This window comes from Streptomyces sp. NPDC002144 (assembly GCF_053593695.1).
Genome location: NZ_JBSFDB010000001.1, coordinates 261,781 through 282,287, shown reverse-complemented (window position 1 = coordinate 282,287; position 20,507 = coordinate 261,781). Strand labels below are relative to the sequence as shown.

The window sequence follows — 20,507 nt, the reverse complement described above, 5'->3', positions numbered from 1 at the left end:
AGCCGTGGTCAGCGGCGGCTAGTCGTTCGCCAGCCGGTGGATCTCCGCGCCGGAGAGCAGGCCGGGCACCAGGCGTACGTCGTCGATGTCGCCGGCGAAGTAGTCGCTCCAGGCGCCGTCGTACTGGGCACGGCCGATGTTCAGGCCCTTGGTGGCGTTCCAGACGCCGGTGACGGTGGCGCTGCCCTGTTCCTCGCCGTCGACGTAGAGGGTGAACCTCCGGGCCGCCGGATCGTAGGTCCCGGCGAGGTGGGTCCATTTGCCGACGGTCGGCGGGCGCTCGCTCGTCGCCATGGCGCGGACGAGCTCGGAGCCGTCCTTGTCGGCGAGGTGACGGCCGAAGATCCAGCGCTTGTAGGCCGTCGAGTAGTAGAGGTTGAGGCCGTTGCCGCTGCCGCCGGCCTGGCTGATCACCGAGATGTTCTCGCTCAGCGAGGTCGGCCGCACCCACGCCGAGACGGTGAACGCCTGCCCGGTGTGGACGGCGGAGGCGGCGGTGGCGTAGTCGCTGCTGCCGTTGAAGCGCAGGGCCTTGTCGTCGGCCTCGGTGGCGGAGTGGTTGCCCGCGACCCAGTCGGCGCCCTTGACGGTGAGGTCGCGGTCGTGGCCGGAGGTGTCGGGGGCGGTGGCGCCGGAGGTCTGGTCGAGGCCGTAGACGGCGGCGGCGCAGGTGTCGGCGAGGGCGTCGGGGCAGGCCCGGTCCGCGGTGAAGACGTACTTCTCCAGCGGGCCGCGGTTGCCGGCCTGGTCGACGCTGCGGACGTAGAGGACGTTCGGTCCGAAGGTGGAGGTCGGCACCTCGATGGCGGCGTCACCGCCGAGGCTCGCGGGGGTGGCCCGGCGGCCGGGGGTGTCGCTGCCGAGGTCCCACTCGTAGTACTCGACGTCGTTCTTGAAGACCGGGTCGGCGTTGCCGTTCGCGGAGAGGGTGAAGTGCCGCCTGGCGCCCACCGGGAGGTCGGCCTCGCCGTCCGCCGCGGTCACGAGCGGCTTGGTGCTGGGCGGCTTCACGTCCACCACGAACTCGCACCAGTCGGACCAGTCGGAGTAGCCGGAGTCCTTCAGCTTGCCGGTGGAGCCGTCGTAGAGCTGGGCGTGCCACTTGTAGCCGTGGCCGTGGGTGAGTTCCCTGACGGGGATGTTCTCCTCGAAGACGCCCTCGTTCTGCGGGCCGTCCTTGCCCTCGTAGACGATGGGCCGGCCGTCGACCTGGTCCCAGACGCGGAAGGTGGCGGTGAGGTTCTGGCCGGTGCCGTCGCTGTAGGAGTCGGCGTCGGTGCCGTTGACCGCCATGGTCGGGGTGTCGTCACGGATCCACGGCCGCTTGGTGTTGTCCGTGGTGCAGGTCTTCTCCTCCGGGTTGGTCAGCCGCTCGTTGTACGGCTTGCCCGGGGTGGTGTTGTACGTGACGACGAGCTTGGCGTTGTCGCCGCGGAACCGCTTCCAGGAGTTGGCGTCGTCCTCGTCGGCGGCGCGCAGCGAGAAGGCGATGGGGTCCTCGGCCTTGGCCTTCTTGCGGACGGTGGCGGTGAGGTTCTCGTTGCTCTCGTCGGGGTTGTCCTGGAAGTCGACCCAACTGGGCGGCGCGTCGGGGCTGCAGCTGTCGCCGCGGCCGTAGGCCACCGTGCGGTCGACCATCAGGTCGCCGTCCTTGGGCTTGTTGTTCCAGTTGGTGGCGGAGTCGACGCCCCCCTCGGCCACCGCGTGCAGGTTGACGGTGCTCTTCTGGCAGGAGAAGGAGAAGGTCTCGTAGACCTCGAAGACCGCCTTGGAGATGGTGCGGTTCTTCCAGCCGGAGGTGTCGAACTGGAAGTACATGCGGTTGGTGTACGGCGAGGAGCTGCACACGTAGTACGTGCCGCCGATCGACGCGTACGAGCAGCGTCCGACGCCCTCGTCCTTCTTGAACTTGTGGAACTCGGTGCTCGGGTGGGCGCTGGAGACGTACAGCCACTCGCTCTTGGACATGCCGGCCTCCGGGTCGAGATAGACCGGGAAGTCGGTGTCGGCGGCGGTCAGCACGGAGCGGTCGGGCTCGACGGTGACGGCGGACGCGGTCACGTCCAGGTCCATGTCGGCGATCTTCGCGGCGGCGTCGGGCGCGGCCTCGACGGGGGCGCCGGAGCCGGAGGCCGGTACGGCGTCCGCGGGGACCTTCTCAGCGGCGGTGGCGGAATCCCACATCTTGGGCGCCTGGCCACCGAAGAGCCGCTCGCCGGAGGCGTCCACCGCCTGCAGTCCGCCGTCCGGACCGGTGGTCAGGTCCAGGCCCTGCGACCGTACGGGCAGCCGCAGTCGGGCCAGCTCCGGGTTGTGCGCGGCCTCGGGGGTCTTCACCTTCAGCACGTACGAGTACCCGGTGACCGTCGCGCTCGCCAGCAGGTCGACGCCCGGCAGCACCTCGCGGTACTCGGCGGTGTCGCCGTCCAGGACCGGCTCGGGCAGCGGCTCGGGCCAGCGCAGGGTGAAGGACCTGCCCTGGTCGCCGAGGGTGATCAGGTCGGTCGAACCGCCGCCCGCGAAGGCCAGGTCGACGACGGCGGCCTTCGGGCCCACGGTGCCGTCGGCCCGCCGCTCCAGCGTGGCATCGGCCTTCTCCCAGCCGCCGTCGGCGCGCCGCACCCGCTGCGGCTGGACGCTGGTCTCGCTGGTGAGACTGCCGTCCGGATTGGCGAAGACGAGCTCGTCCTCGGTACGGCGCTGAACGATCTCCACCGGTTTCCCGGTGTCGGCGGCCCGCTGGAAGGCGGCCGCCTCGGCCGAGGCCGGTGTACTGCCGGCCGCGTCGGCCGGACTGGTGACGGCGGGCAACGCGCCCAGGACCACGGCGCCGCCGAGCAGCACGCCGAGCGTCCGGGCAGCACGAAGCCGCCGGAACCAAGGGTTGGTCATGCCCTTGTCTCCCCCCGGGCTCTCCCCAGAGCCCGCTATGAAATTGATGTGCCCATGCGGTGCAGCAGGGACAGGGGGAAACCTATGGGACTTTCTTTACCGTTTCAAGAGAATTACAGATGCGTCGGCGCGAACATCCGCAGCACCGCCGGGAGTACGACCACCGATGGGCCCGGTGACCCGAGGGCCTTCGTCAGGTCGCTCTCGAGGGTCTCGGGGGTCGCGCGGATCCCCGGGACGCCGAAGGATTCGGCGAGGGACACGTAGTCCGGGCGGGTCAGTTCCGTGCCCGTGGCCTCTCCGAAGGCGTCCGTCATGTACTCGCGGAGGATGCCGTAGCCGCCGTCGTCGACGATCAGCCAGGTGACGTTCAGGTCGTACTGGCGGGCGGTCGCCAACTCGGCGACGGAGTACAGGGCTCCGCCGTCGCCGGAGACCGCGAGGACCGGGGTCGTCGGGTCCGCGGCCGCCGCGCCCAGAGCCGCCGGGAAGCCGTAGCCGAGGCCGCCGGCACCCTGCGCGGAGTGCATGCGGTTGGGGCCCATTGCGTCGAACGCCGACCAGGCCCAGTACGCCAGGATCGTCATGTCCCAGAAGGACGGGGAGTCGGCGGGGAGCGCCTTGCGGACCGATGCCAACACGTCCTGTTCCAGGGTGAGTTCCTGGGCGGCGATGCGGTCGGCGACCTTCGCGAGGACCGCGCGGACCCGCTCGGGCGCCCCGGCGTCCTCCCTCGGGGAGACCGTCTCCAGCAACGCCTGCAACGCGAGGCGCGCGTCGGCGTGGATGCCCAGCGCCGGGTGGTTGGACTCGAGCTTGCCGAGGTCCGCCTCGATCTGGATCAGCCGGCCACGGGGCCTGAACGTGTGGTAGTTGGAGGAGAGTTCACCGAGGCCGGAGCCGACCACCAGCACGACGTCGGCGTCCTCCAGGAAGTCCGTGGTGTGCCGGTCCTCGATCCAGGACTGGAGGGACAGGGGGTGCTGCCACGGGAACGCGCCCTTGCCGCCGGGAGTGGTGACGACGGGCGCCTGGAGCGTCTCCGCGAGCTGCCTGAGCTTGCCGGACGCGTCCGCGCGGACGACTCCGCCGCCCGCGATGATCGCCGGGCGGGCGGCTCGGGACAGCAAGTCGGCCGCCACGGCGGTGAGTTCGGGGCGCGGGGGAAGGGCGTCCGGGGTCGCGTCCACCGCCGTGACCACCGGGACCGGCGTCTTTGCCAGCAGCACGTCCTGCGGGATCTCCACCCACACCGGGCCGTGCGGGGCCGTCAGCGCCGACTTCCACGCTGCCGCGACCGCGGACGGGATCTGGGACTGGGTGCGCACGGTGTGGACGGACTTGACCACGCCCCGGAACGAGGCCGCCTGGTCAGGGAGTTCGTGCAGATAGCCGTGCCGGCCGCCGCCCAGACCGGCGGTGGGGATCTGGCTGCTGATCGCCAGCACGGGCGCCGAGGCCGCGGCCGCCTCCTGGAGCGCGGCGAGCGAGGTCAGCGCGCCCGGGCCCGTCGACAGCAGCAGCGGGGCCGCCTCGCCGGTGATCCGGCCGTACGCGTCCGCCGCGAACCCCGCGTTGTTCTCCACCCGCAGACCGAAATACCGCAGGTCGGAGCGGCGCAGCGCGTCGAACATGCCGAGCGCGTGCTGACCGGGCAGCCCGAAGACGGTCGTCGCGCCGAGCCCGGCCAGCGTCTCCACGACCAGGTCCCCGCCGTTGCGGCCGGGGGGAGGGTTCAGCGCGGCCTCCGTCTGGGCCGGCGTCGGGCGGAGTTCCAGGTCGTGGTCGTGGGTCACTTCGCGCGGGCCTCGGCAATCTGGCGGGTCATGATCGTGGTCAGTTCGTACGCCGTGTGGGACGCGGCCACCGACGTGATCTCCGCGTGATCGTACGCCGGGGCCACCTCGACGACGTCGGCGGAGACCAGCTGGCAGGAGGCCAGACCGCGCAGGATCTCCAGCAGCTCGCGGGAGGTCATGCCGCCCGCCTCGGGGGTGCCGGTGCCGGGCGCGTGGGCCGGGTCCAGGCAGTCGATGTCGATGGAGATGTAGAGGGGACGGTCGCCGATGCGCTGCCGCAGCTGGTCGGCCACCTCGTCGGCGCCACGGCGGTAGACGTCCGCCGAGGTGACGATGCCGAAGCCCATCTTCTCGTCGTCGGTGAGGTCCTGCTTGCCGTAGAGGGGGCCGCGGATGCCGACGTGGGAGAGCGCCGAGGTGTCGAGGATGCCCTCCTCCACCGCCCGGCGGAACGGTGTGCCGTGCGTGTACTCGGCGCCGAAGTACGTGTCCCAGGTGTCGAGGTGGGCGTCGAAGTGCAGCAGCGCGACCGGGCCGTGCCTCTTCGCGACCGACCTCAGCAGCGGCAGCGCGATGGTGTGGTCGCCGCCGAGGGTCATCAACCGGGCGCCGGTGCCGAGGAGTTCGTCGGCGGCGGCCTCGATCGTCTCGACGGCCTCGTTGATGTTGAACGGGTTCACCGCGATGTCCCCGCCGTCCGCGACCTGCGCCAGGGCGAACGGGGACGCGTCCTGCGCCGGATTGTAGGGCCGCAGCAGCCGGGACGCCTCGCGGATCGCGTTGCCGCCGAAGCGGGCGCCCGGCCGGTAGGAGACACCCGAGTCGAACGGCACCCCGACGACGGCGACATCGGTACGGCCGACCTCGTCGAGGCGGGGCAGCCGGGCGAAGGTGGCGGGCCCGGCGTAGCGCGGGATGCGGGAGGAGTCGACGGGGCCGCGGGGCGTCTCGTTGCTGCTCATGGGGTAATGCCTTCTTTCCTACGCTTCATCGCGTATGTACTGCTTCGGTGTACGACTCTACTGGGCGGCCGGAACCCGCTCGGACGCGAGTCCGGGGGCGCCGCGGCCCGCCAGCCGCTCGCGCCAGGTGGCCAGCACGGTCTCGTCGGTGGGCCTGGTCGCCAGGGACACGACGACGTAGGCCACCAGGGAGGACAGCAGGCCGTAGTAGACGGGTTCGTTGGCGAGGATGCCGTAGCCGGCCATCAGGCCGATGACCGCGAGGCCGCCGACGATCACGGAGGCGAGGGCGCCGTGCACGGTGCCGCGCCTCCACAGCAGCCCGCCGAGGATGGGGACGAGCAGTCCGCCGACGAGCAGGTTGTACGCGACCGTCAGCGCCTCGACGACGTTGTTCAGCGCGATCGCCGTGCCGATCACCCCGAGGCCCATGATCAGGATGAACGCCCGGTTGCCCCGCACCTCGTCCTGCTCGCCGGACCTGGCCTTCCCGCGGATCCGCGACCAGATGTCGTTGTTGGCGACGGTCGCGCAGGCGATCAGCGCGCCGGAGGAGGTGGACATCACGGCGGCGAGCGCGGCGGCCAGCACCAGTCCCCGCACGCCGACGGGGAGTTCGTCCTTGACGACGGTCGCGAAGGCGTCGTCCGGGCTGCCGAGGTTCGGGTACAGCACCTTGGCCGCCGTACCGATGACCGCGCCGGCGAGGGCGTAGGCGAGGCAGTAGGTGCCGGCGACCGTGCCGCCCCACTTCGCCGTCCGGTCGCCGCGGGCGGTGAAGACGCGCTGCCAGATGTCCTGGCCGATGAGCATGCCGAAGGTATAGATCAGCACGTAGGTGAAGATCGTCTCGCCGCCGATGCCCAGCGGGTCGAAGTACGAGGTGGGCAGCTTGGCCTTCATCTCGCCGAAGCCGCCCGCCTTGACGACCGCGATCGGCAGCAGCAGGAGCAGCACGCCGATGGTCTTCACCACGAACTGCACCATGTCCGTCAGGGTGATCGACCACATGCCGCCGAGCGTCGAGTACGCGACGACGATCGAGCCGCCGAGGACGATCGCGAGGGTGCGGTTCATGTCGAACAGGACGTCGAAGATCGTGGCGTAGGCGATGGTCGAGGTGACGGCGAGCATGAGGGTGTACGCCCACATGACGAGGCCGGAGATCACGCCCGCCCGGCCGCCGTACCTCAGGTCCAGCATCTCGGAGACGGTGTAGACCTTCAGCCGGGCGATGCGGGCGGAGAAGAAGACGGAGAGGGCGAGCAGTCCGAGGCCGATGGTGAAGACCATCCAGGCGCCGGAGAGGCCGTACTGGTAGCCGAGTCCGACGCCGCCGATGGTGGACGCGCCGCCGAGGACGATCGCGGCCATGGTGCCGGAGTACATCGCCGGGCCCAGCCGGCGTCCGGCGACCAGGAAGTCACTCTTGGAGCGGGCGCGGCGCATGCCCCACCAGCCCATGGCCAGCATGCCGGCCAGGTAGACGACGATCACGGTGTAGTCGACGGCCACGGCAGCCTCCTTCGCGGGGTTTCCTCGACAGTAGGTGGCCGGAAAGCGACTGCGAAGTGTACGTTTCATCCACTTGGGCGGTACGAGGTGGAGGGTACGCACACCATGCCTGATCCCGCGGTTCCCCCGACTCCCCCGGTGCCCCTCGCCTCCCTGCTGGCCCGTGAGGACCTGGGCCTGCGGCAGATCGCGGGGCCGTCCGATCCGGACATCGTGATCCACTGGGCGCACACCTCGGAGATGGCGGACCCGTATCCGTATCTGCTGGGCGGGGAGCTGCTGCTGACGGCCGGGGTCCATGTGCCGGAGGCCGCCGGTACCGGCACGTACTTCGACGACTACGTGTCGCGGATCGTCGCGGCGGGCGGCGCGGCCCTCGGCTTCGGCCTGGCTCCCGTGCACGACACGGTCCCGCGGGCGCTGGTGGCGGCCTGCGAGGCGTACGCGCTGCCGCTCGTCGAGGTGCCGCCGCGGACCACGTTCTCCGGCATCGCCCGCGCGGTCTGGCAGCTCATGGCGCAGGCGCGGCTCGCCGAACTCCGCCGGGTCGCGGAGGCCCAGCAGAGCCTGGCCGGCGCCGCGTCCCGCCCGGACCCGGTGCGGTCGGTCCTGCGTCAGCTGGCCCAGCGGGTGGGGGGCCGGGCGGTGCTGTACGGGCCGGAGGGCGCCGAGGTCGCGGCGGCGGGGCGCCCGCTGCCGGACGCCGTCCTCGACGCCCTGACGGAACTCACCCGCGTCGTCCACCCCACCGGCCCGGGAACCCCCACCTCCGCCACCGACTCCAGCGCCGGCGGCACCCACCTCGCCGCGTACGCGCTCGGCGCCGGCCGGGGCTTCGCGCTCGGGGTCGCCTCCCCCACCCGCGAACCCGGCGACCACACCATCGCCTCGGTCGCGGCCGTCCTGCTCTCCCTCCTCACCGACGAACACCAGAGCGGCTCCGGAACGGCCCGCTCCTCGGCCCTCGTACGACTGCTCCTGGGAGCCGCACCGCAGGAGGTGGCCCCGCTGCTCGGCGACGACGGCGGGACGTCACGCTGGCTGATCGTCCACGCCGCACCCACCGCGCACGCACCCGGCGCGACAGCCCTCGGGCACCGGGCGGCGGGCCCCCGCCCGACGGTTTCGTCCGACCGGCGAAACGACCCCCGCGGGAGGCACCCCTCCGACGAGCGGCCCGACGCCCGTCCCGCGGCCCCCACCGGCGGCCGGGTCCACTCCTCTCCGTCGCCGGGGGACCGTCCCTCCCCGCCCGGGGGCTCCGCGATCGCCCCGGACCCCCTGGCCGCCGCCGCCCTCGGGGCCGCTCTCGGGTCGTCCCTGGTCGATCTCGGGGAGCGGGTAGTGCGGGTCCTCGTCCCCGGTGGGCGGGAGCCCGTGGCTCAGGACGGGTGGGTGCTCGGGGTCAGCGGGGTCGTGGGGCCGGAGGCGTGGGGGGTGGCCGACGCGCAGGCCGCGCGGGCGCTGGCGCGGGCGCGGGCGACGCGGGCCGCGTTGGTCCGGCACGGTGCGCGGGCGGGGCTCGCGGACCTGGTGCCGGCGGACGAGGCCGCCGTGCACGCGCGTGTGCTGCTCGCGCCGATCGCCGAGGCGCCCGCACTCACCGAGACGCTGCGCACCTGGCTGTCCCTGCACGGCAGTTGGGACCGTACGGCGGTCGCCCTGTCCGTGCACCGCAACACCGTGCGGCAGCGGATCGCCCGGTGCGCGGCGCTGCTCGGCACGGACCTGGACGACCCCGACGTGCGCATGGAGCTGTGGTTCGCGCTGCGGCGGCAATAGGCGGGCAATAGGCGGGACCTACCAGGCGGATGAGTACGTGACCCACGTCCCAGCGTGCGGGACACCAGGGACCGGCGCGGGCGGCTGCCTCACAATGGGACACATGCCGATACCCGGGACCCCCAGCCGCGCCGAGCTCGTCGACCACCTCGTCCGGACCCGTATCGCGGGCGACGTCGCGACGCCACGCGAGAACAATCTCAGCCACTACCGCAGGCTGGCGAACGGCGACCGCCACTACTGGCTCGGTCTGGAGCTCGGCGACCGCTGGAGCGACGAGCAGGACGTGCTCGCGGTGATGGCGGAGCGGGTCGGCGTGAACGACGACCCCGAGTACCGGTACGGCCAGGACACCATCGATCCCGAGCTGACGGTGGCCGCGCTGGAGCGGCTCGCGGGCCGGCTGCGCAAGGCGGCCGAGGGGCAGCAGCGGGTGCTGTTCGCCACCGGCCACCCGGGCGGCCTGCTCGACGTGCACCGCGCCACGGCGGACGCCCTGCGCGGCGCCGGCTGCGAGATCGTCGTCATCCCGGAGGGACTGCAGACGGACGAGGGGTACGTCATGCAGTTCGCGGACGTGGCGGTGCTGGAGCACGGCGCCTCGCTGTGGCACACCCACTCGCCGGAGCCGATGAAGGCGATCCTCACGGCGCTGGAGCGGGAGGGCCGCCCGCTGCCCGACCTGGTGGTCGCCGACCACGGCTGGGCGGGGTACGCCGGACAGCACGGGGTCGACTCGGTCGGCTACGCCGACTGCAACGACCCCGCCCTCTTCCTCGGCGAGTCGGAGGGAACCCTGCAGGTCACCGTCCCCCTCGACGACCATGTGGTCAGCCCCCGGCACTACGACCCGATGACCGCGTTCCTGCTGGCGGAGGCGGGCCTGGCCTGACGTGACGGTCCCCCGTCAGCGGGGGACCCGGACCACGCCCTCCTGGATCACCGAGATCGCCAGCCGCCCGTCCTGTGTGTAGATGCGGGCCTGACCGAGGCCACGGCCGCCGTACGACGAGGAGGACTCCTGGTCGTACAGGAGCCACTCGTCGGCGCGGAACGGGCGGTGGAACCACATGGCGTGGTCCAGGGAGGCCCCCACCACGTCACCCACCGCCCAGCCGCCACGGCCGTGCGCGAGCAGGACCGAGTCCAGCAGGGTCATGTCGGAGACGTAGGTGGCGAGGACGACGTGGAGCAACGGGTCGTCGTCGAGCTTGCCGTTGGTGCGGAACCAGACCTGGGAGTGCGGCTCGCGCGGCTCGCCGTACTTCCCGTACGGCGGCTCCTCGACGTAGCGCAGGTCGATGGCCTCCCGGGCCTGCAGGAACTTCTCCACGATGCCCGAGTCGAGGTGGTCGTAGCCGCGCAGCCGCTCCTGCGAGGTGGGCAGGGTGACGGGGTCGGGCGCGGACGGCATCGGGGCCTGGTGGTCGAGGCCGTCCTCGTAGGTCTGGAAGGACGCCGACAGGGAGAAGATCGGCCGGCCGTGCTGGACCGCGACCACCCGGCGGGTGGTGAAGGAGCGGCCGTCGCGGATGCGCTCCACGGTGTAGACGATGGGCGCGCCCGGGTCGCCGGGCCGCAGGAAGTACGCGTGCAGGGAGTGGGCGTGCCGGTCCGCCGGGACCGTGCGGCCGCACGCGACCAGCGCCTGGGCCGCGACCTGTCCGCCGAAGACGCGCGGGACGACGGCGGACCGGGACTGGCCGCGGAAGATGTCCTCCTCGATCTGCTCGAGGTCGAGCAGATCGAGGAGGTCCTGGAGTGCCTCGTTCATGGCACCTTTTCTACCGGCCGGTAATTGCGGGGGCCTTACAGGCCCATGTCCTTCGCGATGATCGTCTTCATGATCTCGCTGGTACCGCCGTAGATGCGGTTGACGCGGTTGTCCGCGTACAGGCGGGCGATCGGGTACTCGTTCATGAAGCCGTAGCCGCCGTGCAGCTGGAGGCAGCGGTCGATGACGCGGTGCGCGACCTCGGTGCAGAACAGCTTGGCGCTGGCGGCCTCGGCCGGGGTGAGCTCACCGGCGTCGAGGGCCTCGAGCGCGCGGTCGGCGACCGCCTCGGCGGCGTCCACCTCGGCCTGGCAGGCGGCCAGTTCGAACTTGGTGTTCTGGAAGGAGGCGACCGGCTTGCCGAAGACGGTGCGCTCCTGGACGTACTGCTTGGCGAACCGGACGGCGGCCTTGGCCTGCGCGTAGGCGCCGAAGGCGATACCCCAGCGCTCGGAGGCGAGGTTGTGGCCGAGGTAGTAGAAGCCCTTGTTCTCCTCGCCGAGCAGATCCTCGACCGGGACCTTGACGTCGACGAACGCCAGCTCCGCGGTGTCGGAGGTCTTCAGGCCGAGCTTGTCCAGCTTGCGGCCGACGGAGTAGCCCTCGGACTTGGTGTCCACGGCGAACAGGGAGATGCCGAAGCGGCGGTCCTCGGCGGTGGGGGCCGAGGTGCGGGCGCAGACGATGACGCGGTCGGCGTGCACGCCACCGGTGATGAAGGTCTTGGCGCCGTTGAGGACGTAGTGCGTGCCGTCCTCGGAGAGCTTGGCGGTGGTCTTCATGCCCGCGAGGTCGGAGCCGGTGCCCGGCTCGGTCATCGCGAGGGCCCACATCTCCTCGCCGGTGACGAACTTCGGCAGGTAGCGCTTCTTCTGCTCGTCGGTGGCCAGCATCTTGATGTACGGCAGGCCGAGCAGCACGTGCACGCCGGAGCCGCCGAACTGGACGCCCGCGCGCGCGGTCTCCTCGTACATCACGGCCTCGAACTTGTACGAGTCGATGCCGGCGCCGCCGTACTCCTCGTCGACGCGGATGCCGAAGACGCCGAGCTCGGCGAGCTTGTAGTAGAAGTCGCGCGGCGCCTGGCCCGCCGCGAACCACTCGTCGTAGACCGGGACGACCTCGGCCTCGATGAAGGCCCGGAGGGTCTCCCGGAACGCCTCGTGATCCTCGTTGAACACCGTACGGCGCACGCCGCCACCTCCAGCTGGCTCAAGGGTCCATGTCTAAGCGCTTGCTCAGACCACAAAGGTACCGGCGAGTACGTTCACCCGTCCAGAGGAGTCGGACCGTAACGCTCGTCACGCCGCCACTGAGAAAGGGAGGCGGCGGAGCAGGGCGCCGAGGAAGGCGGCGTTCGCACCGCTCACTGCGTACCGGCCGCCGCGAAGGCCCCCCTCGCCATCCGGTGCAGCAGCTGCGCGGTCGCGCCCCGGCCCGGCAGTGAGCCCGGCCGGCCCAGGTGCGGGGTGGAGTTGAGGAGCCCGAAGACCGAGTGCACGGCCGAGCGGGCGGCCGGCTCCGCGAGCCCCGGGTAGACCTCGCGCAGCACCTCCACCCACAGCTCCACGTACTGCCGCTGGAGCTGGCGCACCAGCTTGCGGTCGCTGTCCCGGAGGCGGTCCAGCTCGCGGTCGTGCAGGGTGATCAGGGGGCGGTCGTCGAGCGCGAAGTCGATGTGCCCCTCGATGAGCGAGTCGAGGACCGCCTCCGAGGCCACCCCGTCGGCCTCCTGCAGCCGCCGTTTCGCCCCCGTCAGGAGCTGCCCGCTGATGCCGACCAGCAGCTCGGCGAGCATCGCGTCCTTGCCCGCGAAGTGACGGTAGAGACCGGGGCCGCTGATGCCGACGGCGGCGCCTATCTCGTCGACCCCGACCCCGTGGAAACCGCGCTCGGCGAACAGCCGCGCGGCCTCCTTGAGGATCTGCTCGCGGCGGGTGGGGGCGTCGGTTCTGGTGGCCATGGAGGCAATTCTAGACAGGGAGGTTAGCGGTCGTTAACCTGAAGGAGATGGTTAACGCTCATTAACAGGCGATCACTGGGTGAGGGGACCGCAAGGATGCACGAGGCACCGGAGCTCCACAGCGCGGCCGACCCCGCGTCGGAGGCCTGGCGGGCCAACGAGGAGGCGCACCGGGCGCTGGCCGAGGAGCTGCGCGGCAAGCTGGCCGCGGCCCGGCTCGGCGGCGGCGAGAAGGCACGGGCGCGGCACACCGCGCGCGGCAAGCTGCTGCCGCGCGACCGGGTGGACACGCTCCTCGATCCGGGTTCGCCCTTCCTGGAGCTGGCCCCCCTGGCGGCCGACGGGATGTACGAGGGGGCGGCCCCGGCGGCCGGTGTGATCGCGGGGATCGGGCGGGTGAGCGGGCGCGAGTGCGTGATCGTCGCCAATGACGCCACCGTCAAGGGCGGCACCTACTACCCGATGACGGTGAAGAAGCACCTGCGCGCCCAGGAGGTGGCCCTGGAGAACCGGCTGCCGTGCGTGTACCTGGTCGACTCCGGGGGCGCGTTCCTGCCGATGCAGGACGAGGTGTTCCCGGACCGTGAGCACTTCGGGCGGATCTTCTACAACCAGGCGCGGATGTCCGGCGCCGGGATCCCGCAGATCGCCGCGGTCCTCGGCTCGTGCACGGCGGGCGGGGCGTACGTCCCGGCGATGAGCGACGAGGCCGTGATCGTGCGCAACCAGGGCACCATCTTCCTGGGCGGGCCGCCCCTGGTGAAGGCGGCCACCGGCGAGGTCGTCACGGCGGAGGAGCTGGGCGGCGGCGAGGTCCACTCCCGCGTCTCCGGTGTGACGGACCACCTTGCGGAGAACGACGCGCACGCGCTGCGCATCGTCCGGAACATCGTCTCGACGCTCCCCGCGCGCGGGACCCTGCCCTGGGAGGTCGTGCCGTCCGTCGAGCCCAAGGTCGACCCCTACGGCCTCTACGGCGCCGTGCCCGTCGACCCCCGCACCCCCTACGACGTCCGCGAGATCATCGCGCGCGTGGTCGACGGCTCGCGGTTCGCGGAGTTCAAGGCGGAGTTCGGGCAGACCCTGGTGACCGGCTTCGCCCGGATCCACGGCCACCCGGTCGGCATCGTCGCCAACAACGGCATCCTGTTCTCCGAGTCCGCCCAGAAGGGCGCCCACTTCATCGAGCTGTGCGATCAGCGCGGCATCCCGCTGCTGTTCCTGCAGAACATCTCCGGCTTCATGGTCGGCAAGGACTACGAGGCGGGCGGCATCGCCAAGCACGGCGCCAAGATGGTGACGGCGGTGGCCTGCACGCGCGTGCCCAAGCTGACGGTCGTCGTCGGCGGCTCGTACGGCGCGGGCAACTACTCGATGTGCGGCCGGGCCTACTCCCCCCGCTTCCTGTGGATGTGGCCCGGCGCCAAGATCTCCGTCATGGGCGGCGAGCAGGCCTCCTCCGTCCTCGCGACGGTCAAGCGGGACCAGCTGGAGGCGCGCGGCGAGGAGTGGCCCGCGGAGGAGGAAGAGGCGTTCAGGGCGCCGATCCGGCAGCAGTACGAGCGCCAGGGCAACGCCTACTACGCCACCGCCCGCCTCTGGGACGACGGCGTGATCGACCCGCTGGAGACCCGGCAGGTGCTGGGCCTCGCGCTGACCGCCTGTGCCAACGCGCCCCTGGGTGACCCCCAGTTCGGCGTCTTCCGGATGTGACGGGGAGGGAACCCATGTTCGACACAGTGCTGGTGGCCAACCGGGGCGAGATCGCCGTCCGGGTGATCCGGACACTCCGCTCGCTGGGCGTGCGCTCGGTGGCCGTCTTCTCCGACGCGGACGCCGACGCACGGCACGTCCGGGAGGCCGACACGGCGGTACGGCTCGGCCCGGCACCGGCCGCCGAGAGCTATCTGTCCATCGAGCGGCTCCTCGAGGCCGCCGCCCGCAGCGGCGCCCAGGCGGTCCACCCGGGATACGGCTTCCTCGCGGAGAACGCGGCCTTCGCGCGCGCGTGCGCCGACGCGGGGCTGGTCTTCATCGGACCGCCCGCCGAGGCCATCGCCCTCATGGGCGACAAGATCCGCGCCAAGGAGACCGTGCGGGCGGCCGGGGTGCCGGTCGTGCCCGGCGGACGCGACCCCGAACTGGCCGAGGCGGCCCGCGCGTTGGGTGCGCCCGTGCTGCTCAAGCCGTCGGCCGGCGGTGGCGGCAAGGGCATGCGGCTGGTGCGGGACCTCGCCGTGCTGGAGGAGGAGATCGCCGCCGCCCGCCGGGAGGCCCGGACCTCCTTCGGCGACGACACACTGCTCGTGGAGCGGTGGGTGGACCGGCCCCGGCACATCGAGATCCAGGTGCTCGCGGACGGCCACGGGAACGTCGTCCATCTCGGCGAGCGCGAGTGCTCGCTGCAGCGACGGCACCAGAAGGTCGTCGAGGAGGCGCCGAGTGTGCTGCTCGACGAGGAGACCCGGGCCGCGATGGGCGAGGCGGCCGTGCAGGCGGCCCGCTCCTGCGGTTACCGGGGCGCGGGCACGGTGGAGTTCATCGTGCCGGGCGGTGACCCCTCGTCGTACTACTTCATGGAGATGAACACCCGCCTCCAGGTGGAGCACCCGGTCACCGAACTGGTCACGGGCCTGGATCTGGTGGAGTGGCAGCTGCGGGTGGCGGCCGGTGAGCGACTGGCCTTCGGGCAGGACGACATCACGCTGACCGGGCACGCGATCGAGGCCCGTGTGTGCGCCGAGGACCCGGCGCGCGGCTTCCTGCCCACCGGCGGCACGGTGTTGCGGCTGGCCGAGCCCCAGGGCGACGGGGTCCGCACCGACTCCGGGCTCAGCGAGGGCACGGAGGTCGGCTCGCTGTACGACCCGATGCTGTCCAAGGTGATCGCGTACGGCCCTGACCGCGAGACCGCCCTGCGCAAGCTGCGGGCCGCCCTCGCGGAGACGGTCACGCTGGGCGTGCAGACCAACGCGGGGTTCGTGCGGCGGCTGCTCGCGCATCCGGCGGTGGTGGCGGGCGAGTTGGACACCGGCCTTGTGGAGCGCGTGGTGGACGACCTGGTCTCCACGGACGTGCCGGAGGAGGTGTACGAGGCCGCCGCCGCCGTACGTCTTCAGGCGCTGAAGCCGCGCGGGGAGGGCTGGACGGACCCCTTCTCGGTGCCGAGCGGCTGGCGGCTGGGCGGAGTGCCAAAGCCCGTCGCCTTCCACCTGCGGGTCCAGGAACCCGTCGCGTACGTGCCGCGCGGCGCCCACACCGTCACCGACGACACCGTCTCCGTGACCCTCGACGGCGTCCGGCACACCTTCCACCGGGCCGGCGAGTGGATCGGCCGGGACGGCGACGCCTGGCAGGTACGGGACCACGACCCCGTGGCCGCGTCCCTCACGCACGCGGCGCACGCGGGCGCCGACTCGCTGACCGCGCCGATGCCGGGGACGGTCACCGTCGTGAAGGTGGCCGTCGGGGACGAGGTGAGCGCCGGTCAGAGCCTGCTGGTGGTGGAGGCGATGAAGATGGAGCACGTCATCTCCGCCCCGCACGCCGGCACGGTCGCCGAACTGGATGTCACGCCGGGGACCACGGTCGCCATGGACCAGGTGCTCGCGGTCATCACCCCGCTGGAGAGCTCGGCAGAGGAGGCCCAGTGACTCTCCCCATGGTCGTACCGGACCAGGACCTGCCCCCGCGGGTGCGGATCCACGAGGTCGGCGCGCGGGACGGGCTGCAGAACGAGAAGTCCACGGTGCCGACAGAGGTGAAGGCGGAGTTCGTGCGCCGCCTGGCCGACGCGGGACTGACGACGATCGAGGCGACCAGCTTCGTGCACCCCAAGTGGGTGCCCCAACTCGCGGACGCGGAGGAGCTGTTCCCGCGGATCTCCGATCTGCCCGTGGATCTGCCGGTGCTCGTGCCGAACGAGCGCGGCCTGGACCGCGCCCTCGCCCTCGGCGCCCGCCGGGTCGCCGTCTTCGCCAGCGCCACCGAGTCCTTCGCCAAGGCCAACCTCAACCGCACGGTGGACGAGGCGCTGGCGATGTTCGAGCCGGTGGTGGGGCGGGCGAAGGCCGAGGGCGGGCACGTCCGCGGCTATCTCTCCATGTGCTTCGGCGACCCGTGGGAGGGCGCGGTGCCGGTCGCCCAGGTCGTGCGGGTGTGCAGGGCGCTGGCCGACATGGGGTGCGACGAGCTGAGCCTCGGCGACACGATCGGCGTGGCGACCCCGGGGCATGTGGCGGCCCTGCTGACCGAGCTGAACGAGGCGGGCGTGCCCACCGCCTCCCTCGGCGTGCACTTCCACGACACCTACGGCCAGGCCCTCGCCAACACCCTGGCCGCGCTGCGGCACGGCGTCACCACCGTCGACGCCTCCGCCGGCGGGCTCGGCGGCTGCCCGTACGCCAAGTCCGCCACCGGCAACCTCGCCACCGAGGACCTCGTGTGGATGCTTCAAGGTCTCGGCATCGACACCGGAGTCGACCTCGGCCGCCTCGTCGCCACCAGCGTGTGGATGGCCGACCACCTGGGCCGACCCAGCCCGTCCCGCACCGTCCGAGCCCTCTCCCACCAGGAGCAGTGATCACAGCCATGGACTACCGACTCTCCCCCGAGCTGGAGGAACTCCGGCGCACTGTCGAGGAGTTCGCGCACGAGGTGGTGGCGCCCAAGATCGGCGACTTCTACGAGCGGCACGAGTTCCCGTACGAGATCGTCCGCGAGATGGGCCGCATGGGCCTGTTCGGGCTGCCGTTCCCGGAGGAGTACGGCGGCATGGGCGGCGACTATCTGGCGCTGGGCGTGGCGCTGGAGGAGCTGGCCCGTGTCGACTCCTCCGTCGCCATCACGCTGGAGGCCGGTGTCTCGCTGGGCGCGATGCCGCTGCACCTGTTCGGCACCGAGGAGCAGAAGCGGACCTGGCTGCCCCGGCTGTGCTCGGGCGAGATCCTGGGCGCCTTCGGCCTGACCGAGCCGGACGGCGGCTCGGACGCGGGGGCGACGCGCACGACGGCCCGGCTGGACGCGGAGACGGACGAATGGGTGATCAACGGCACCAAGTGCTTCATCACCAACTCCGGCACGGACATCACCGGGTTGGTCACGGTCACCGCGGTCACCGGCCGCAAGCCCGACGGCAAGCCGCTCATCTCCTCGATCATCGTCCCCTCCGGCACCCCGGGCTTCACGGTCGCGCCGCCGTACTCGAAGGTCGGCTGGAACGCCTCCGACACCCGTGAGCTGTCCTTCCAGGACGTCCGGGTGCCCGCCGCCAACCTGCTGGGCGAACAGGGCCGCGGTTACGCCCAGTTCCTGCGCATCCTGGACGAGGGCCGGATCGCGATCGCCGCTCTCGGCACCGGCCTGGCGCAGGGGTGCGTGGACGAGTCGGTGAAGTACGCCAAGGAGCGGCACGCGTTCGGGCGGCCGATCGGCGCCAACCAGGCGATCCAGTTCAAGATCGCCGACATGGAGATGAAGGCCCACACGGCCCGCCTCGCCTGGCGTGACGCGGCCGCCCGTCTGGTCTCCGGCGCGCCCTTCAAGAAGGAGGCGGCGCTGGCGAAGCTGTACTCCTCCACGGTCGCGGTGGACAACGCCCGTGACGCGACCCAGATCCACGGCGGCTACGGCTTCATGAACGAGTACCCGGTGGCCCGGATGTGGCGCGACTCCAAGATCCTCGAGATCGGCGAGGGCACCAGCGAGGTCCAGCGGATGCTGATCGCACGGGAGTTGGGGCTCGCGGGGTAGGGCCGGGCCGGGAGACGGGGCGGACCACCCTCTGGACATCAGCTGAGGTTAGGCTAACCTCACTTTGACGTGTCCGGCGGGCGCTCCGCCCCGTTCGAAAGCAGCCATACCCATGCCTTTTGCCCGTGCCACCCATCCGACCCGACGCGGCATCCTGGCCGCGGGCGGCGCCCTCGGCCTCGGGGCCGCGCTCGCCGCCTGCGGGGACGACAAGGCGAAAAGCAGTGGCTCCGGCGACGGGACGGCCGCCGCCGATACCGGCCCCTGGTCCTTCAAGGACGACCGCGGCGAGACCGCGAAGGCCGACAAGGTCCCCTCGGCCATCGTCGCCTTCGTCGGCGTCGCCGCCGCGCTGTACGACTACGGCATCGAGGCCAAGGGCGTCTTCGGCCCGACGACGACCAAGGACGGCAAGGCCGACGTCCAGGCCGGCGACATGGACGTCAGCAAGGTCACCGTGCTGGGCAACGAGTGGGGCCAGTTCAACATCGAGAAGTACGCGGCCCTCCAGCCCGACGTCCTGATCTCCACGATGTTCGACGACGCCGGCACGCTCTGGTACGTCCCGGACGAGTCCAAGAAGAAGATCCTCGCCGTCGGAGCACCCAGCGTCGGCATCTCCGTATACGACCGCCAGCTGACCGAGCCGCTCCAGCGGATGCTCGCGCTCGCCAAGTCCCTCGGCGCGGACACCGCGTCCGGCAAGGTGACCGAGGCGAAGAAGCGGTTCGAGGACGCGGCGGCCCGGCTGCGCGCGGCCGCCAAGGCGAAGCCCGGTATCAAGGTGATGGCCGGTTCCGCGAGCCAGGACCTCTTCTACGTCTCCGGCTCCAACCTCTCCGTCGACCTGGAGTACTTCAAGGCCCTCGGCGTGGACTTCGTCGAGCCCCCGGAGAAGGCCAAGGCGAAGGGCGGCGGCTGGTACGAGTCGCTGAGCTGGGAGAACGTCGACAAGTACCCGGCGGACATCATCATGATGGACAACCGGACCTCCGCCATCCAGCCCGCCGACATCACCGAGGCGACCTGGAAGAAGCTGCCCGCCGTGAAGGCCGGCCAGGTCATCGCCCGCAACCCCGAGCCGATCCTGTCGTACGACAAGTGCGTGCCGTTGCTCACGAGCCTCGCCGAGGCCATCGAGAAGGCGAAGAAGGTCAGCTGACATGACTACGGCCGTGGCCGCCCCGTTCCGTTTCTTCCCCCTGCAGGTCGTACGGACGAGGCGGCTCGGCCCGTCCCTGGTCCGCGTCACCTTCGCCGGGGACGACCTGCGGTACTTCCTCTCCGAGGGACGCGACCAGTCGCTGTCCCTCTTCCTCCCCCACCCCGGGCAGAGCGAGCCAGCCGTCCCCTATGAGCTGGGCGACGGCTGGTGGCAGGCGTGGCGTGAACTCCCCGACGACGTACGGGCGGTGATGCGCTCGTACACCCTGCGCAGCCTGCGCCGCGGCCCCGACGAGATCGACGTCGACTTCGTACTGCACACCCCGGCCGGGCCCGCGTCCGCCTGGGCCGCGCGCGCCACCGCCGGTGACCGGGTCGTGCTGCTCGGCCCGGCGGTCGCGGACAACCGCGCGATCCGCTTCCGCCCGCCCGAGGACACCGACCTGACGCTGATCTGGGGCGACGAGACCGCCCTGCCCGCGGTGTCGGCGATCCTCGAGTCCCTGCCGGCCGGTGCCCGCGTCCGCGTATGGCTGGAGGTGCGCGACGCCGGGAACATCCAGGACCTGGCGACCGAGGCGGACGCCGAGATCACCTGGCTGGTCCAGGACACGGACGGCGCCGAGGGGTCCCCCATGGCCCTCGACGCCCTGCGCGCCGCCCGACTCCCCGCCGCCGAAAGGCCGTACGTCTGGATCGCGGGCGAGTCGGGCTGCGTGAAGCAGCTGCGCCGGCACTTCGTCGGGGAGCGCCGCATCCACCGGCGGCGGGTCACCTTCGTCGGTTACTGGCGACAGGGCCTGAGCGAGGAGCAGCTGCGCGAGCAGGAGTGACGGCGGTCACGGGAGGGGCAGGATTAGGGGCTTTAAACTTAGGTTAGGCTAACCTAAGTTCGACCTTGAAGC

General features: G+C 71.6%; 15 protein-coding genes. 8 read left to right on the top strand and 7 right to left on the bottom strand.

Features of this window, described 5'->3' with window-relative positions:
* Positions 1-18: 18 nt before the first annotated feature.
* The 4 genes from ACWCQ1_RS01265 to ACWCQ1_RS01250 form a co-directional block, all read right to left on the bottom strand.
* Complete coding sequence (locus ACWCQ1_RS01265) at positions 19-2,892, bottom strand: LamG-like jellyroll fold domain-containing protein (RefSeq protein WP_358593807.1); 2,874 nt, start codon at positions 2,890-2,892, stop codon at positions 19-21.
* A gap of 113 nt (positions 2,893-3,005) precedes the next feature.
* On the bottom strand, positions 3,006-4,688 hold the full coding sequence (locus ACWCQ1_RS01260; RefSeq protein ID WP_451025569.1) for a thiamine pyrophosphate-binding protein: 1,683 nt from the start codon (positions 4,686-4,688) through the stop codon (positions 3,006-3,008).
* A complete protein-coding gene (gene speB / locus ACWCQ1_RS01255; protein WP_133040787.1) occupies positions 4,685-5,653 on the bottom strand; it encodes an agmatinase in 969 nt (322 codons plus the stop codon). The genes ACWCQ1_RS01260 and speB overlap by 4 nt, the downstream gene beginning before the upstream one ends.
* 57 nt (positions 5,654-5,710) lie before the next feature.
* The gene (locus tag ACWCQ1_RS01250; protein ID WP_451025568.1) at positions 5,711-7,168 is read right to left on the bottom strand and encodes a sodium:solute symporter; all 1,458 of its coding nucleotides are present in this window, start codon (positions 7,166-7,168) and stop codon (positions 5,711-5,713) included.
* Between the two features lie 105 nt (positions 7,169-7,273).
* Between ACWCQ1_RS01250 and ACWCQ1_RS01245 the strand changes: the two genes are divergently transcribed.
* Positions 7,274-8,950: a helix-turn-helix domain-containing protein gene (locus ACWCQ1_RS01245; protein ID WP_451025567.1), complete on the top strand. Its 1,677-nt coding sequence runs from the start codon at positions 7,274-7,276 to the stop codon at positions 8,948-8,950.
* A 103-nt stretch (positions 8,951-9,053) separates the two neighbouring features.
* Positions 9,054-9,842: a phosphatase gene (locus ACWCQ1_RS01240; protein WP_133040784.1), complete on the top strand. Its 789-nt coding sequence runs from the start codon at positions 9,054-9,056 to the stop codon at positions 9,840-9,842.
* Positions 9,843-9,857: 15 nt separating this feature from the next.
* Here ACWCQ1_RS01240 and ACWCQ1_RS01235 read toward each other — a convergent pair whose 3' ends face one another.
* From ACWCQ1_RS01235 to ACWCQ1_RS01225, 3 genes are all read right to left on the bottom strand, one after another.
* Positions 9,858-10,724, bottom strand: coding sequence for an acyl-CoA thioesterase (locus ACWCQ1_RS01235; protein WP_451025566.1), 867 nt, complete (start codon positions 10,722-10,724; stop codon positions 9,858-9,860).
* Between the two features lie 35 nt (positions 10,725-10,759).
* Positions 10,760-11,917 carry an acyl-CoA dehydrogenase family protein gene (locus ACWCQ1_RS01230; protein WP_133040782.1) on the bottom strand — a complete coding sequence of 386 codons (1,158 nt, stop codon included), beginning with the start codon at positions 11,915-11,917 and terminating at the stop codon, positions 10,760-10,762.
* Between the two features lie 173 nt (positions 11,918-12,090).
* Positions 12,091-12,687, bottom strand: coding sequence for an SACE_7040 family transcriptional regulator (locus ACWCQ1_RS01225; RefSeq protein ID WP_133040781.1), 597 nt, complete (start codon positions 12,685-12,687; stop codon positions 12,091-12,093).
* 96 nt (positions 12,688-12,783) lie between these two features.
* Between ACWCQ1_RS01225 and ACWCQ1_RS01220 the strand changes: the two genes are divergently transcribed.
* The 6 genes from ACWCQ1_RS01220 to ACWCQ1_RS01195 all read left to right on the top strand — a co-directional run bounded on the left by ACWCQ1_RS01220 (position 12,784) and on the right by ACWCQ1_RS01195 (position 20,435).
* Positions 12,784-14,400 carry a carboxyl transferase domain-containing protein gene (locus tag ACWCQ1_RS01220; RefSeq protein WP_451025565.1) on the top strand — a complete coding sequence of 539 codons (1,617 nt, stop codon included), beginning with the start codon at positions 12,784-12,786 and terminating at the stop codon, positions 14,398-14,400.
* Positions 14,401-14,414: 14 nt separating this feature from the next.
* Entirely contained in the window at positions 14,415-16,340 is a 1,926-nt protein-coding gene (locus tag ACWCQ1_RS01215; RefSeq protein ID WP_451025564.1) for an ATP-binding protein, read from the top strand.
* Entirely contained in the window at positions 16,337-17,269 is a 933-nt protein-coding gene (locus tag ACWCQ1_RS01210; RefSeq protein ID WP_451025563.1) for a hydroxymethylglutaryl-CoA lyase, read from the top strand. Before ACWCQ1_RS01215 ends, ACWCQ1_RS01210 begins: the two co-directional genes overlap by 4 nt.
* A gap of 8 nt (positions 17,270-17,277) precedes the next feature.
* Positions 17,278-18,438: an acyl-CoA dehydrogenase family protein gene (locus ACWCQ1_RS01205; protein WP_358593815.1), complete on the top strand. Its 1,161-nt coding sequence runs from the start codon at positions 17,278-17,280 to the stop codon at positions 18,436-18,438.
* A 112-nt stretch (positions 18,439-18,550) separates the two neighbouring features.
* Positions 18,551-19,600, top strand: coding sequence for an ABC transporter substrate-binding protein (locus ACWCQ1_RS01200; protein ID WP_358593816.1), 1,050 nt, complete (start codon positions 18,551-18,553; stop codon positions 19,598-19,600).
* 1 nt (position 19,601) lies between these two features.
* A complete protein-coding gene (locus ACWCQ1_RS01195) occupies positions 19,602-20,435 on the top strand; it encodes a siderophore-interacting protein (protein WP_451025562.1) in 834 nt (277 codons plus the stop codon).
* Positions 20,436-20,507 lie beyond the last annotated feature (72 nt).

Excerpts from the sequence above, each read along its gene's own strand:
- ACWCQ1_RS01240 (WP_133040784.1), top strand. The coding sequence starts at position 9,054 with ATGCCGATACCCGGGACCCCCAGCCGCGCCGAGCTCGTCGACCACCTC.
- ACWCQ1_RS01225 (WP_133040781.1), bottom strand. The coding sequence starts at position 12,687 with ATGGCCACCAGAACCGACGCCCCCACCCGCCGCGAGCAGATCCTCAAG.
- ACWCQ1_RS01205 (WP_358593815.1), top strand. The coding sequence starts at position 17,278 with ATGGACTACCGACTCTCCCCCGAGCTGGAGGAACTCCGGCGCACTGTC.
- ACWCQ1_RS01215 (WP_451025564.1), top strand. The coding sequence starts at position 14,415 with ATGTTCGACACAGTGCTGGTGGCCAACCGGGGCGAGATCGCCGTCCGG.
- ACWCQ1_RS01220 (WP_451025565.1), top strand. The coding sequence starts at position 12,784 with ATGCACGAGGCACCGGAGCTCCACAGCGCGGCCGACCCCGCGTCGGAG.
- ACWCQ1_RS01265 (WP_358593807.1), bottom strand. The coding sequence starts at position 2,892 with ATGACCAACCCTTGGTTCCGGCGGCTTCGTGCTGCCCGGACGCTCGGC.
- ACWCQ1_RS01200 (WP_358593816.1), top strand. The coding sequence starts at position 18,551 with ATGCCTTTTGCCCGTGCCACCCATCCGACCCGACGCGGCATCCTGGCC.
- ACWCQ1_RS01195 (WP_451025562.1), top strand. The coding sequence starts at position 19,602 with ATGACTACGGCCGTGGCCGCCCCGTTCCGTTTCTTCCCCCTGCAGGTC.
- ACWCQ1_RS01235 (WP_451025566.1), bottom strand. The coding sequence starts at position 10,724 with ATGAACGAGGCACTCCAGGACCTCCTCGATCTGCTCGACCTCGAGCAG.
- speB (WP_133040787.1), bottom strand. The coding sequence starts at position 5,653 with ATGAGCAGCAACGAGACGCCCCGCGGCCCCGTCGACTCCTCCCGCATC.
- ACWCQ1_RS01245 (WP_451025567.1), top strand. The coding sequence starts at position 7,274 with ATGCCTGATCCCGCGGTTCCCCCGACTCCCCCGGTGCCCCTCGCCTCC.